This is a genomic window from Aquabacter albus (assembly GCF_040049275.1).
GTDB lineage: Bacteria > Pseudomonadota > Alphaproteobacteria > Rhizobiales > Xanthobacteraceae > Aquabacter.
Genome location: NZ_JBDZDT010000001.1, coordinates 396,105 through 408,628, shown reverse-complemented (window position 1 = coordinate 408,628; position 12,524 = coordinate 396,105). Strand labels below are relative to the sequence as shown.

The following is a 12,524-nucleotide window of genomic DNA, read 5'->3' as shown; positions in this document are numbered from 1 at the left end:
GCGCCATGACCGTCCTGGGGCAGGCGACGAAATGGATCGGGCACCCCGTGCCGCGCCTGGAGGATGGAGCCCTCCTGCGCGGCCAGGGGCGGTTCGTGGACGATATCGAATTGCCCGGCCTGCTGCACGGGGCGTTCCTGCGCAGCCCGCTCGCCCATGCCCGCATTACGTCTTTGGACGTCTCCGCCGCCGAGGCGCTGCCCGGCGTGCGGCGCGTGCTGACCTATGCTGACCTGCGGCCGCTTCTGACCTGCGACCGCATCCCCCTCGCCATGCCCTCCGGCGCCATCCGCTTCGATGTGGATCCGTTCGTCCTGGCGAAGGACGAGGTGTGCCATGTGGGCGAGCCCATCGCCCTGGTGGTCGCGGAAAGCCGGCACGTGGCGGAGGACGCTCTTGCCCTGATCGAGATTGAGCTGGACGCGCTGCCGGCGGTGGTGGACCCGCGCCTCGGCCTCGCCCCCGGCGCCCCGCAGGCGCGCACCGACTGCCCGGACAATCTCGTTGCGAAGATGAGCGCGGCCTATGGCGATGTGGAAAGCGCCTTCGCCTCCGCCGCGCACGTGATCGCGGAGGAGTTCCACATCCATAAGGGGGGCGGCCACTCCATCGAGCCGCGCGGGATCGTGGCGCGCTTCGATGGCGGGGACGACCTGATGACCGTCTGGGACAGCACCCAGATGCCCCATCAGGCCAAGCGCGTGCTGGTGCGCACGCTGGGCCTCTTCGAGCATCAGGTGCGGGTCATCGCGCCTGACGTAGGGGGCGGCTTCGGGCCGAAATTCGTGTTCCACCCGGAGGAGCTTGCGGTCGCCGCTGCCGCCCTGCTGCTGAAGGCGCCGGTGAAGTGGATCGAGGACCGCTTCGAGAACTTCATGTCCACGGTGCAGGAGCGGGACCAGTATTGGAGCGTGGAGGTGGCGAGCGACGCCGAAGGGCGGCTGCTCGGCATCAGGGGCCGGCTGGTGCACGACCACGGCGCCTACACGCCCTATGGCGTGGCACTGCCCTATAATTCCGCCACCAACCTGCTCGGCCCCTATGTGCTGCCCACCTACAAGCTCGACATCGAGCTGTGTCTGACCAACCTCATTCCCTCCACGCCGACGCGCGGGGCGGGGCGCCCGCAGGGCACCTTCATCATGGAGCGGATGCTGGACCGGCTCGCCGGCCGGCTGGGCCTCGACCGCGCGGAGATCCGCCGCCGCAACCTCATCGGCCCGGCGCAGATGCCCTATGACACGGGGCTGAAGACCCGCGACGGCGGGGCCATGATCTACGACAGCGGCGACTATGTCGCCTGTCAGGCGCGGGCGCTTGAGATTGCCGGCTGGGCCGGTTTCGAGGAGCGCCGCGCGGCCGCCCGTCGCGAAGGCCGCTGGCTCGGCATCGGGCTGTCCAATTATGTGGAGGGGTCCGGACGCGGGCCGTTCGAGAGCGCAGCGGTGCGCATCGGCCCCTCGGGCAAGGTGGTGGTGACCACCGGCGCCGCCGCGCAGGGGCAGGGCACGGTGACCATGCTGGCGCAGCTCGCAGCCGAGGCGCTGGGGGTTAAGCCGCAGGATGTCACGGTGATCGCCGGCGACACGGCGGCGAGCCCCCTCGGCCTCGGCGCCTTCGCCAGCCGGCAGGCGGTCACCGCCGGCAATGCCGCGCACCTCGCCGCCCACGAAGTGCGCGAGAAGATCCTTCATGTGGCCTCCGCGTGGCTGGAAGCCGAGCCGGACGACCTCGACCTTGCGGACGGGCGCGTGCATGTGAAGGGCGTTCCGGGCCATGGGCGCAGCTTCGGTGAGATCGCTTCCGCACTCGCTGGCTTGCCGGGACTGGCTTTGCCGAAAGGCACCGCGCCCGGCCTTGCCGCCGCTGTGGATTTCCGGCCCCCCGCCATGACCTATTGCAACGGGACGCACGTGGCCGAGGTGGAGGTGGATCCGGAGACCTGCGTGGTCAAGGTGACGCGCTATGTGGTGGTCCATGATTGCGGCCGCCTCATCAATCCCATGATGGTGGATGGCCAGATCATCGGCGGCGTGGTCCACGGCATCGGCAGCGCGCTCTATGAGTGGATGGTCTATGGCGAGGACGGCCAGCCGCTCACCTGCACCTATGCGGACTATCTGCTCTCCACGGCGGATGTGGCGCCCCGTATCGAGCTGCACCACATGGAATCGCCCACCCCGCTGAACCCGCTCGGGGTGAAAGGGGCGGGGGAGAGCGGCACCATCGCCGCGCTGGCGGTGATCGCCTCCGCGGTCGAAGACGCGCTCCGGCCGTTCGACATCACCGTCCGCGATCTGCCCATGACGCAGGCCCGCCTCTATGGGCTGCTGGGAGGCGCGCGCCCATGAAGCCGGCCGCCTTCGCCTATCACACCCCCGCCTCCAAGGCCGAGCTGCTCTCCCTGCTCTCGGAACTGGAGGATGCGCGGGTGATCGCGGGCGGCCAGTCGCTGATGCCCATGATGAATCTGCGCCTCGCCGCGCCCTCCCACCTCATCGATCTCAACAGCCTGCCGGAGCTGGGCGGTATTGCGCAGGACGGCGACACGCTGGTCATCGGCGCCATGACGCGCCAGCGTGAGGCGGAGCGCTCGCCTTTGGTGGCGCGGGTGTGCCCGCTGCTGCGCGATGCGCTGGAGCATGTGGGATTCCAGCAAACCCGCAATCGCGGCACGGTGGGCGGCAGCATCGCCCATATGGATCCCACCGCCGAACTGCCGGTGGTGGCGAGCGCGCTCGATGGCGTGCTGATCATTGAGAGCGTGCGGGGCGTGCGCCGTGTGCCCATGGGCGAATTCTCGGTGGGCTATCTCGCTACCCAGGTCGAGCCTGACGAGGTGCTGGTGCGCATCGAGCTGCCGCTCTGGCCCGAAGGCCATGGCTGGGGTTTCGAGGAAGTGACGCGGCGGGGCGAGAATTTCTCAGTCGTCTGCGTGGCGGCTCTGGTGCTGCTGGATGGCGCGGGCCGCATCTCGCGTGCGGCGATCGCGGTGGGCGGCCTAGCGGCGGCGCCGGTGCGGCTCACGGAGGCCGAGGCGGTTCTGACGGGTGCCGTGCCGAGCGAAGAGGCCATCTCCGCAGCCGCGGCTTTCGCGGGCGAACTGGAGGCGGACGACGCGCTGTTCGTGCCGCCGGATTTCAAGCAGCACCTCGCCAGGGTTCTCACGACGCGCGCGTTGCGCAGCGCCCTGGAACGCGCCGGAAGCCAAGTCCATGCATGAGGCGCGGACCATCTCCATCGAAGTGAACGGCGTCCTGCGCGAGGCCGCCGCGGAGCCGCGCATCCATCTCGCCGATTTCCTGCGGCATACGCTGGGGCTCACCGGCACCCATATCGGCTGCGAGCACGGCGTCTGCGGCGCCTGTACGGTGCTGCTCGATGGGGCCAGCGTGCGCTCCTGCCTGACGCTCGCGGTGCAGGCCCACGGCCGCACGGTGACCACCATCGAGGGCGTGGCCGCGCCGGACGGCGCGCTGCACCCCCTCCAGGCCGCGCTGGCGGCCCACCACGGCCTGCAATGCGGCTACTGCACGCCCGGCGTGGTGATGACCCTCATCGAGCTTCAGCGTGAGCTGGATGGGCAACCCATCGAGGAGCCGGCGGTGCGCAAGGCGCTGGCCGGCAATCTGTGCCGCTGCACCGGCTACCAGGGCATGGTGGATGCGGCGCTCTCCGTTCTTAACGCTCAACAGACGACAGCAATGGAAGGAAGCGCGCCGTGAAGCTCGCCATACCGGACAAGGTCTCGAACTCCTACTTCCCCGCCATCGCCGCCATCGAGCTCGGCTACTTCAAGGAAGAGGGCCTCGATGTGGAGCTGGAGCTGATCTTCCCGCCCAACAAATCCTACGAGGCCATGCGCGACGGCACGGTGGATCTCGTTGCCGCCTCCGCCCATGCGGGGCTCGGCGCCTTCCCCAACTGGGAGGGGCTGAAGCTCATCTGCGCCCAGGCGCAGGGCATGTACTGGTTCCTGGTGATGCACACCGACCTCGGCGTGAAGCGCGGCGAGATCGAGGCCGTGAAGGGCCGCAGCATCGGCGCGGCGCCCTGGGTGGAGCTGGGCCTGCGGCGGCTGCTGAAGGAGGTCGGCCTCGACCCCGTGCGCGACGACATCCGCATCGCACCCGTCCCGAAGGGGCCGAGCACCGGCCCGAATTTCGGCCTTTCCGCCGCCCAGGGTCTTGCGGACAAGAGGGTGGACGGGTTCTGGGCCAATGGCATGGCCGCGGAGGTTGCGGTACGCCACGGCTTCGGCACGGTGGTGCTGGACTTGCGGCGCGGCGAGGGGCCTAAGGGCGCCTTCGACTACACGTTCGCCTCTGTCGCGGCCTCCGACAAGGTGCTGGCCGCCAATCCCGGCCTTGCGGGCGCGGTGACGCGGGCCATCAAGAAGACCCATGCGGCCCTGAAGGCGGACCTGACCCTCGCCACCAAGATCGGCCGGGCGCTGTTCCCGCCCGCAGAGGCGGAGCTGATCGCCGACCTGATCCAGCGTGATCTGCCCTATTTCGACACCACCATCTCCCGCGAGACGGTGGCGGGCCTGAACGGTTTCGCGCGCGATATGGGCCTGCTCACCAAGGACGTTTCCTACGAGCAGGTGGTGGCGGCCTGAGCACTCATAATAACATTATAAAAATGTTATTAGCGTAAAAGTGCGTGCACTGGTCGTTCAATTGATTATAAGGCCACGGAGGCGGTGGAAAGCGTGATGAGCGGGTGGGATTTCTGGATCGATCGTGGTGGCACCTTCACCGACATCGTGGCGCGCCGGCCCGATGGCGGACTGGTGGCGCACAAGGTGCTCTCGGAGAATCCCGAAGCCTATCGCGACGCCGCCATCCAGGGCATTCGCGAGCTGATGGGCATCGCCCCGTCCGCGCCGATCCCGGCAGACCGCATCAATGCGGTGAAGATGGGCACCACGGTCGCCACCAACGCGCTCCTGGAGCGCAAGGGCGCCCCCACCGTGCTCGTGACCACACGCGGCTTCCGCGATGCGCTGCGCATCGGCTACCAGGACCGCCCCGACATCTTCGCCAAGCGCATCGTGAAGCCTGATCAGCTCTATGACGCGGTGGTGGAAGTGGACGAGCGCGTGCGGGCCGATGGCACGGTCGAGCGCGTGCCCGACCTTGCTGTGGTGGAGGCCGACCTCAAGGCTGCGCGCGCCGCTGGCGCCGAGGCCTGCGCCATCGTCTTCATGCATTCCTACCGCTTCCCGAAGCACGAGCGGGCGGTGGCGGAGGTGGCGCGGCGGGTCGGCTTCACCCAGGTGTCGGTGAGCCACGACGTCTCGCCGCTCATGAAGCTCGTCGGGCGCGGCGACACCACCGTCGTGGACGCCTATCTCTCCCCCATCCTGCGCCGCTATGTGGACCAGGTGGCCTCCGAGCTGGAGAGCGCGGAAGGGCGCTGCCGGCTCATGTTCATGATGTCGTCCGGCGGCCTCACGGACGCGGCCCTGTTCCAGGGGCGCGATGCCATCCTGTCCGGCCCGGCCGGCGGGGTGGTGGGCTGTGTCGAGACGGCCAAGCTCGCCGGCTTTGGCAAGGTCATCGGCTTCGACATGGGCGGCACCTCCACGGACGTGTCCCATTTCGACGGCGAATATGAGCGCACCTTCGAGACCGAGGTGGCCGGCGTGCGCATGCGCGCGCCCATGATGTCCATCCACACGGTGGCGGCGGGTGGCGGCTCCATCCTGCACTTCGATGGTGCGCGCCTCACCGTCGGCCCGGACTCGGCCGGCGCCAATCCGGGGCCCGCCTGCTACCGGCGCGGCGGCCCGCTGGCGGTGACCGACGCCAACGTGATGGTGGGCAAGCTCTCCCCCGACTTCTTCCCGAAAATCTTCGGCCCTGGCCGCGATTTGCCGCTGGACACCGACACCGTGCGCGCCGCCTTCGAGGCACTCGCGGCGCGCATCGGCGATGGCCGCGCGCCCGAGGCGGTGGCGGACGGCTTCATCCGCATCGCGGTCGAGAACATGGCCAACGCCATCAAGAAGATCTCGGTGCAGCGCGGCTATGACGTCACCGAATATGCCCTGCAATGCTTCGGCGGCGCGGGCGGGCAGCATGCCTGCCTCGTGGCCGATGTGCTCGGCATGCGCTCGGTGCTCATCCACCCCTTCTCGGGCCTGCTTTCCGCCTATGGCATGGGCCTCGCCGACATCCGTGCTACCCGCCAGCGCACGGTGGAAGCCCCGCTCGATGCGGCCGGCGCCGAACTGGCTCGCGAGGCGCTGGACGCCGCCGCAGACGTGGTGCGCGGTGAGCTGACGGGGCAGGGGGTGCCGGAGGCGGAGATCGAGGTCTTCCGCCGCGCCCATGTGCGCTATGCCGGCACCGACACCTCGCTCATCGTGCCTTTCGCCACGCCGGAGGCGATGAAGGCGGCGTTCGAGGACACTCACCGCACCCGCTTCGGCTTCATCGACGCCACCAAGGCGCTGGTGATCGAGGCCATCTCGGCGGAAGCCGTGGGCGGCGGCACCGCCATCGTCGAGCCGGAGGAGAGCGTATCGGAGGGGGAGGCCGCGCCTGCCGCGCAGACGCGCTTCTTCTCCCAGGGTGCATGGCACGAGGCGGGTGTTTTCCGCCGCGAGGACGTCAAGCGCGGCCAGACCCTTGCCGGCCCCGCGCTCCTCATCGAGCCGCACCAGACCATTGTCATCGAGCCCGGCTGGGCGGCGGAGATCACCGCGCGCAACCATCTCGTCCTGGAGCGCGCGGAGGCGGCGCGGCATGCCCCGGCGGTGGGCACCCATGCGGACCCGGTCCTGCTCGAAGTGTTCAACAACCTCTTCATGTCCATTGCCGAACAGATGGGCGTGACGCTGCAGAACACCGCCTATTCCGTGAACATCAAGGAGCGGCTGGACTTCTCCTGCGCGGTGTTCGACCAGGACGGGAAGCTGGTGGCGAACGCCCCGCACATTCCCGTGCATCTCGGCTCCATGGACAAGTCGGTGGAGAGCGTGATCCGTGCCAATGGCGGAAACCTGAAGCCCGGCGACGTCTACGCCATCAACGCCCCTTATAATGGCGGCACGCACCTTCCCGACATCACCGTGGTGACCCCTGTCTTCGACGATGCCGGGGCGCGCATCCTGTTCTATGTGGCCGCCCGCGGCCATCACGCGGACATTGGCGGCGTGGCGCCGGGCTCCATGTCGCCGCGCGCCACGAACATCGAGGAAGAAGGGGTCTATATCGACAATTTCAAGCTGGTGGAGGAAGGCCGCTTCCGCGAGGCGGAACTGGTGGAGCTGCTCACTTCCGCACGCTATCCCGTGCGCAATGTGGTGCAGAACGTCAACGACCTGAAGGCGCAGATCGCGGCCAGCGAGCGCGGCGTCTCGGAACTCAAGAAGATGATCGCCCATTTCGGGCAGGACGTGGTCGCGGCCTATATGGGCCATGTCCAGGACAATGCCGCCGAGAGTGTGCGGCGGGTGCTGGACAAGCTCGCAGACTGCGCCTTCGAAGTGGAAATGGACCAGGGCAGCGTGGTGAAGGTGAAGGTCACCGTGGACCATGCGCGCCGCGAGGCCACCGTTGACTTTACCGGCACCTCGCCCCAGCGGCCGGACAATTTCAACGCGCCCGCGCCCGTCACCCAGGCGGCGGTGCTCTATGTGTTCCGCGTCATGGTGGACGGCAACATCCCCATGAATGCCGGCTGCCTCAGACCCATCCGGATCGTGGTGCCCGAAGGCTCCATGCTGTCCCCCACCTATCCGGCGGCGGTGGTGGCGGGCAATGTGGAGGTGAGCCAGCAGGTGACCAATTGCCTGTTCGGTGCGCTCGGTGCCCTGGCGGCGGCGCAGGGCACCATGAACAACCTCACCTTCGGCAACGACACCTACCAATATTACGAGACCATCTGCTCCGGCTCCCCTGCCGGGCCGGGCTTCGACGGCATTGGCGGCGTCCACACCCACATGACCAATTCCAGGCTTACGGACCCGGAGATCCTGGAGTTCCGCTATCCCGTGGTGCTGGAGGACTTCCACCTGCGCGCCGGTTCCGGCGGGCGGGGGCGCTGGAGCGCGGGCGATGGCACATCGCGCACCATCCGCTTCCTGGAGCCCATGGAATGCGCGCTGCTCTCCTCCCAGCGCCGCGTGCCGCCCTTCGGGCTGGACGGCGGCCTGCCGGGGGAAGTGGGGCGCAACGCGGTGCGGCGCGCCGATGGGCGCATCGAGGAATTGGGCGGCTGCGACCAGACTCTGATCGGGGCTGGCGAAGCTGTGATCCTGGATACACCCACGGGCGGGGGCTATGGCACGCCTCCTGCAAAGGCGGAGCAGACCGCGACGGAGGCCGCATGCCTTTCGGCCTGACGCGCACCCCGATCTCGCATCCGAAAGGCCGGCAGAGATGACCGTCGAAGCTGAGAGCAAGCCCCGCTCCCTGCCGCGCCTGAAGCTGCGCGTGTGGGGGGATCGCCTTGCCTTGTTCGTCGTGTCGATCGTCGCCTGGCAGGTGCTGTCCGAGACGGTGATCGATCCGTTCTGGATCTCCTCGCCCACCATGGTGGCGGAGCGCCTGTGGCGCATCACGCTGAACGGCGACCTCTTCTGGCACGCCAGCGCGACGGTCTGGCAGGCGGTCCTCGGCCTGTTCCTGGGCCTCGTGGTGGGCTTCGCCATCGGGCTCCTGCTCGCCCGCTATCCGCGCCTCGCCGAGGCGGTCGATCCCTATCTCATGGGCCTCTACAGTCTGCCGCGCATCGCGCTCGCGCCCCTGTTCATCCTGTGGTTCGGCATCGGCCTTCTCTCCAAGGTCATGATGGCCTTCTCCTTCGTGGTCTTCATCTTCCTGCTCAACACCGTGCAGGGCCTGCGGGAGGTGGACAAGGACCTCGTGGACCTCATGCGCTCCATGCGCGCCTCGCCCGCCTTCATCGCCCGCTGGGTTCAGCTCCCCTCCATGCTGCCCTGGCTGTTCGCTGCGGCCCGCATCAGCGTCGGGCTCGCGCTCATCGGCTCGGTGCTGGGGGAGCTGCTCGGCGCCAATCGTGGGCTCGGCTGGTATGTGGAGCATGCCAGCGGCCGCCTCGACACCACCGGCGTCTTCGCCGGCCTGACCGCGTTGATGGTCATTGCCGTCCTCATGAACCAGGCCGTCAACCTGCTGGAGCGGTGGCTGACGCCTGCCAAATGATCCGTCCCTGATTTCCTATCCAGAGGAGAGACCGATGTCGCTTAAAGCCAGTCTCCAGACCTTCGCCCTCGCCACGGCCGCCCTCGCGGCGCTCGGCACGGCGGCGGTCGCGCAGACCAAGATCACCGCCGGCACTGCCTCGTTCAACGAGGCGCTCCTGCCCATCTACACCGCGCAGGAGAAGGGCTACTTCAAGGATGTCGGCCTCGCGGTGGAGATGGTGGCCTTCAAGGGCGGCGGACCGGCCGTGCAGGCGCTGGTGAGCGGCAGCATCGACATGTGCCTGTGCGCCGCCGACCACGTGGTGCGCCTGAAGGCCCGCCGCCAGCCGGCGAAGATCCTGGTGGGCCTCGACGAGTTCCATTCCTATGCGCTGGTGGCCAAGGCGGACTTCCCCTTCAAGGACTACAAGGAGATGAAGGGCAAGAAGCTCGGCATCACCTCGCCCGGCAGCCTCACCGACAATACGCTGCGCTATTCCATCGCCAAGGCCGGCATGAGCGCCGAGCGCGACTTCGAGATCATCGGCACCGGCGGCGGCGCGCCCATGACGGCGGCCATCGACAGCGGGCAGCTCGATGCCGGCCTCCTCATCACCACCGACGTGGTCGCCATGCTGCAGAAGGCGGGCGCCTACAAGGTGGTCGTGGACTATCGGCAGATGCCCTACGCCTCGTTCGGCGCCATCGTGCTGGATTCCTGGGTGAAGGCGCATCCCAAGGAGGCGAAGGACTTCGCCCAGGCGGTGGTGAAGGCCATCGGCGACCTGAAGAAGGACCCCAAGCTCGCCGCCGACATCACCGCCAAGATGTACCCGAACTTCTCGCCCGAGCTGGCAGCCGAAGTCGCCAAGAGCGCCGTGTCCCGCATGCCGAACGGCGGCGTGGTGAGCGCGGAATCCATCAAGAACCTGAACGACATCGTCACCGCCACCGACGACACGCTGAAGCCGGTGACGCTGGAAGAGGCCTTCGACGCCAAGCTCATCTCGAACTGAGGATGAAACGCGAGATGGCCCACGACGGCGCAATAGAGGGGCTGCCGGCCGGGCCGCCGGCTGACCTCCCCGCATCGGCTCCGTTGCGCGAGCGGGTGCGGGTGGAAGCCGCCTCGAAGGTCTATACCGGCCCGGACGGCAAGGCCGCCCGGGTGCTGGACAAGGTCGACCTTTCCCTGGCCGAGGGGGAGTTCCTCTCCATCGTCGGGCCGAGCGGCTGCGGCAAGTCCACCTTGCTGCGGCTCATCTCCGGGCTCGTTCCCGCCACGGAGGGGCGCATCATCATCGCGGGCCAGGAGGTGCGCGAGCCGCCCCCCGGCGTCGGCTTCATGTTCCAGCGCGACACGCTGCTGCCCTGGGCGAGCGTCGGCCAGAATATCGGCGTCGCGCTGGAGCTGAACGGCACGCCCCCTGCGGCGCGCCCGGCGCGCATCGCCGAGCTGCTCCAGCTTCTCGGCCTCGAGCGCTATGAGCACTACAAGCCCAGCGCGCTCTCCGGCGGCATGCGCCAGCGGGCGGCGCTGGGGCGGCTGCTGGCCTACGGGCCGGAGCTCTATCTCATGGACGAGCCGTTCGGTGCGCTCGATGCCATGACCAAGATGATCATGGGCCGCGAGCTGCTGCGCATCTGGAGCCGGGACGCCAAGTCCGTGGTCTTCGTCACCCACGACATCGAGGAGGCCGTGGGCCTCTCAGACCGCGTGGTGGTGATGGAGGGCCCGCCCGGCCGCATCAAGAGCGAGTACCGCATCGACCTGCCCCGGCCGCGCGACTTCCGCGAGGTCCGTCTCCTCCCCGAGTTCCGCCGGTTGTGCGAGATGATCTGGCGCGATATCGGCCGCCATTCCGAAGCCGAATAGGCGCCCGCCCGGCGCCCAAAAAAAGGAAACGCCCATGACCCCCGCGACCACTCGCGCGACGACCGTCCTGAAGCCCGGCGAGCCGGTTGTCCTGCCGCCGGCGGAGAAGATGAGCTTCGAGATCGAGGCGGGCCAGCGGCTGAAGCTCACCCAGCCGGACGGCGAGCAGGTGGCCGACCTGATCTCCTTCAATCGGGACGATGTGCGCGAGCTGCTCTCCATGCATTCCAGCCGCGCGGTGAACCTCAACTGGAAGCTCACCGCCCCGCACCTCCTCTACAGCAACCGCACCCGCGAGATGTGGAAGATCGAGGAGGACCTGACCGGCGAGAATTATTGCGGCGGGGGCTATTGCAGCGAGCACCTCAACGTCACCCGCTATGGCGAGAAGGGGAAGGGCGCTCCCAACTGCCAGTGCAATCTGGAGACGGCGATCCGCGGCTACGGCATGGACCGCTGGAACTTCAACATCGATGCCTGCTTCAACATCTTCATGACCGTCGCCTATGACCAGGACGGCGTGTGGGAAATCCGCCCGCCCAAGGGCAAGCCCGGCGACTACATGGTGATGCAGGCGCTGATGCCGCAGATCGTCGCCATCTCCAACTGCCCGATCCTCTTCAACTCCTGCAACAATTTCAGCCTGAAGCCACTGGTGGTGGAAATACTGGACCGCTAGGGCGGTCAGCATTCGGACATAAGCAGGTTTGACGCCCTTACTACCGTCATGCCCGGGACAAGCCCGGGCATGACGGGGCTCTAGCGGACCCGCCAGCTTACGCGACGTCCACCGCCGCCGCTGCCACAGCAACCGCCTGACGCAGCCGCTCGGCATAGATTTCCGGGGAGGGGGGCGTGCCCATCTTCGCCCCGATGGCCGCCCGGATCAGCGTCCACACGATAGGCTCCGGATCGACCCGCTTGAGGGAGATTTCCCCAGCGGCATCGCCTTCCCTCAGGAGACGCAAGGCGAGGGCGACGAAGACGCCCTCATGGTCCTCGATCTCGCGCGAGGCGATGGCTGTGATCACCGCCTTCAATTCGGGAAGATGCTCCCCCGCACCGAAGGCGGCGTAGCCCGCGCCGAAATGGGCATCCATCAGCGCCGTGAGCTTTTCGCGGAAGGGCGCCTTCTGCGCCATGACCTCATGGCATCGTGTTTCGACACGCGCGCCGAACCGGCGGATCATCGCCCGGAAGATGTCGTCCTTGCTCTTGAAGTGCAGGTAGAGCGTCGCTTTGGCGAGCCCCGCTTCCTTGGCGATGTCGTCCATGGAGCTTCGCTTGAAGCCATAGCGGGAGAAGCGCCGCAGAGCGGCGTCCGCGATCTGGTCGATGCGGGTTTTGGCGTCGTCGGATGTCCCGACGGAACAGTCGCTGCAATCGGTCATTGTCTATCTTGACGAATTCCAGACTTTGCGCGATTATCCTATCTAGACTCAATCATTCTAACGAGTCCATTTTTCGTCCGCGCAATGGGTCTCCCTG

The 12,524-nt window shown here is 67.7% G+C and carries 10 protein-coding genes; 9 read left to right on the top strand and 1 reads right to left on the bottom strand.

Features of this window, described 5'->3' with window-relative positions:
- Window positions 1–5 precede the first annotated feature (5 nt).
- From ABLE91_RS01600 to ABLE91_RS01560, 9 genes are all read left to right on the top strand, one after another.
- On the top strand, window positions 6–2,351 hold the full coding sequence (locus ABLE91_RS01600) for a xanthine dehydrogenase family protein molybdopterin-binding subunit (RefSeq protein WP_348927793.1): 2,346 nt from the start codon (window positions 6–8) through the stop codon (window positions 2,349–2,351).
- Window positions 2,348–3,223, top strand: a complete 876-nt coding sequence (locus ABLE91_RS01595) for an FAD binding domain-containing protein (protein WP_348927791.1) — start codon at window positions 2,348–2,350, stop codon at window positions 3,221–3,223. The genes ABLE91_RS01600 and ABLE91_RS01595 overlap by 4 nt, the downstream gene beginning before the upstream one ends.
- Window positions 3,216–3,725: a (2Fe-2S)-binding protein gene (locus ABLE91_RS01590; protein WP_348927790.1), complete on the top strand. Its 510-nt coding sequence runs from the start codon at window positions 3,216–3,218 to the stop codon at window positions 3,723–3,725. The genes ABLE91_RS01595 and ABLE91_RS01590 overlap by 8 nt, the downstream gene beginning before the upstream one ends.
- Window positions 3,722–4,621 (top strand): ABC transporter substrate-binding protein, encoded by a 900-nt coding sequence (locus tag ABLE91_RS01585; protein WP_348927789.1) that lies wholly within the window; start codon window positions 3,722–3,724, stop codon window positions 4,619–4,621. Before ABLE91_RS01590 ends, ABLE91_RS01585 begins: the two co-directional genes overlap by 4 nt.
- 96 nt (window positions 4,622–4,717) lie before the next feature.
- Window positions 4,718–8,356, top strand: a complete 3,639-nt coding sequence (locus ABLE91_RS01580; protein WP_348927787.1) for a hydantoinase B/oxoprolinase family protein — start codon at window positions 4,718–4,720, stop codon at window positions 8,354–8,356.
- Between the two features lie 37 nt (window positions 8,357–8,393).
- The gene (locus ABLE91_RS01575) at window positions 8,394–9,179 is read left to right on the top strand and encodes an ABC transporter permease (RefSeq protein WP_348927786.1); all 786 of its coding nucleotides are present in this window, start codon (window positions 8,394–8,396) and stop codon (window positions 9,177–9,179) included.
- Between the two features lie 34 nt (window positions 9,180–9,213).
- Window positions 9,214–10,176: an ABC transporter substrate-binding protein gene (locus ABLE91_RS01570; protein WP_348927784.1), complete on the top strand. Its 963-nt coding sequence runs from the start codon at window positions 9,214–9,216 to the stop codon at window positions 10,174–10,176.
- 2 nt (window positions 10,177–10,178) lie between these two features.
- Complete coding sequence (locus ABLE91_RS01565; RefSeq protein ID WP_348927782.1) at window positions 10,179–11,036, top strand: ABC transporter ATP-binding protein; 858 nt, start codon at window positions 10,179–10,181, stop codon at window positions 11,034–11,036.
- A gap of 34 nt (window positions 11,037–11,070) precedes the next feature.
- Window positions 11,071–11,715 carry a DUF1989 domain-containing protein gene (locus ABLE91_RS01560; RefSeq protein WP_348927781.1) on the top strand — a complete coding sequence of 215 codons (645 nt, stop codon included), beginning with the start codon at window positions 11,071–11,073 and terminating at the stop codon, window positions 11,713–11,715.
- Window positions 11,716–11,812: 97 nt separating this feature from the next.
- Here ABLE91_RS01560 and ABLE91_RS01555 read toward each other — a convergent pair whose 3' ends face one another.
- Window positions 11,813–12,427, bottom strand: coding sequence for a TetR/AcrR family transcriptional regulator (locus ABLE91_RS01555; RefSeq protein ID WP_348927779.1), 615 nt, complete (start codon window positions 12,425–12,427; stop codon window positions 11,813–11,815).
- Window positions 12,428–12,524 lie beyond the last annotated feature (97 nt).

What these genes read in the sequence shown, in the direction of transcription:
- ABLE91_RS01600 (WP_348927793.1), top strand. Translation starts at nt 6, where the DNA reads ATGACCGTCCTGGGGCAGGCGACGAAATGGATCGGGCACCCCGTGCCG.
- ABLE91_RS01595 (WP_348927791.1), top strand. Translation starts at nt 2,348, where the DNA reads ATGAAGCCGGCCGCCTTCGCCTATCACACCCCCGCCTCCAAGGCCGAG.
- ABLE91_RS01590 (WP_348927790.1), top strand. Translation starts at nt 3,216, where the DNA reads ATGCATGAGGCGCGGACCATCTCCATCGAAGTGAACGGCGTCCTGCGC.
- ABLE91_RS01580 (WP_348927787.1), top strand. Translation starts at nt 4,718, where the DNA reads ATGAGCGGGTGGGATTTCTGGATCGATCGTGGTGGCACCTTCACCGAC.
- ABLE91_RS01575 (WP_348927786.1), top strand. Translation starts at nt 8,394, where the DNA reads ATGACCGTCGAAGCTGAGAGCAAGCCCCGCTCCCTGCCGCGCCTGAAG.
- ABLE91_RS01570 (WP_348927784.1), top strand. Translation starts at nt 9,214, where the DNA reads ATGTCGCTTAAAGCCAGTCTCCAGACCTTCGCCCTCGCCACGGCCGCC.
- ABLE91_RS01565 (WP_348927782.1), top strand. Translation starts at nt 10,179, where the DNA reads ATGAAACGCGAGATGGCCCACGACGGCGCAATAGAGGGGCTGCCGGCC.
- ABLE91_RS01560 (WP_348927781.1), top strand. Translation starts at nt 11,071, where the DNA reads ATGACCCCCGCGACCACTCGCGCGACGACCGTCCTGAAGCCCGGCGAG.
- ABLE91_RS01555 (WP_348927779.1), bottom strand. Translation starts at nt 12,427, where the DNA reads ATGACCGATTGCAGCGACTGTTCCGTCGGGACATCCGACGACGCCAAA.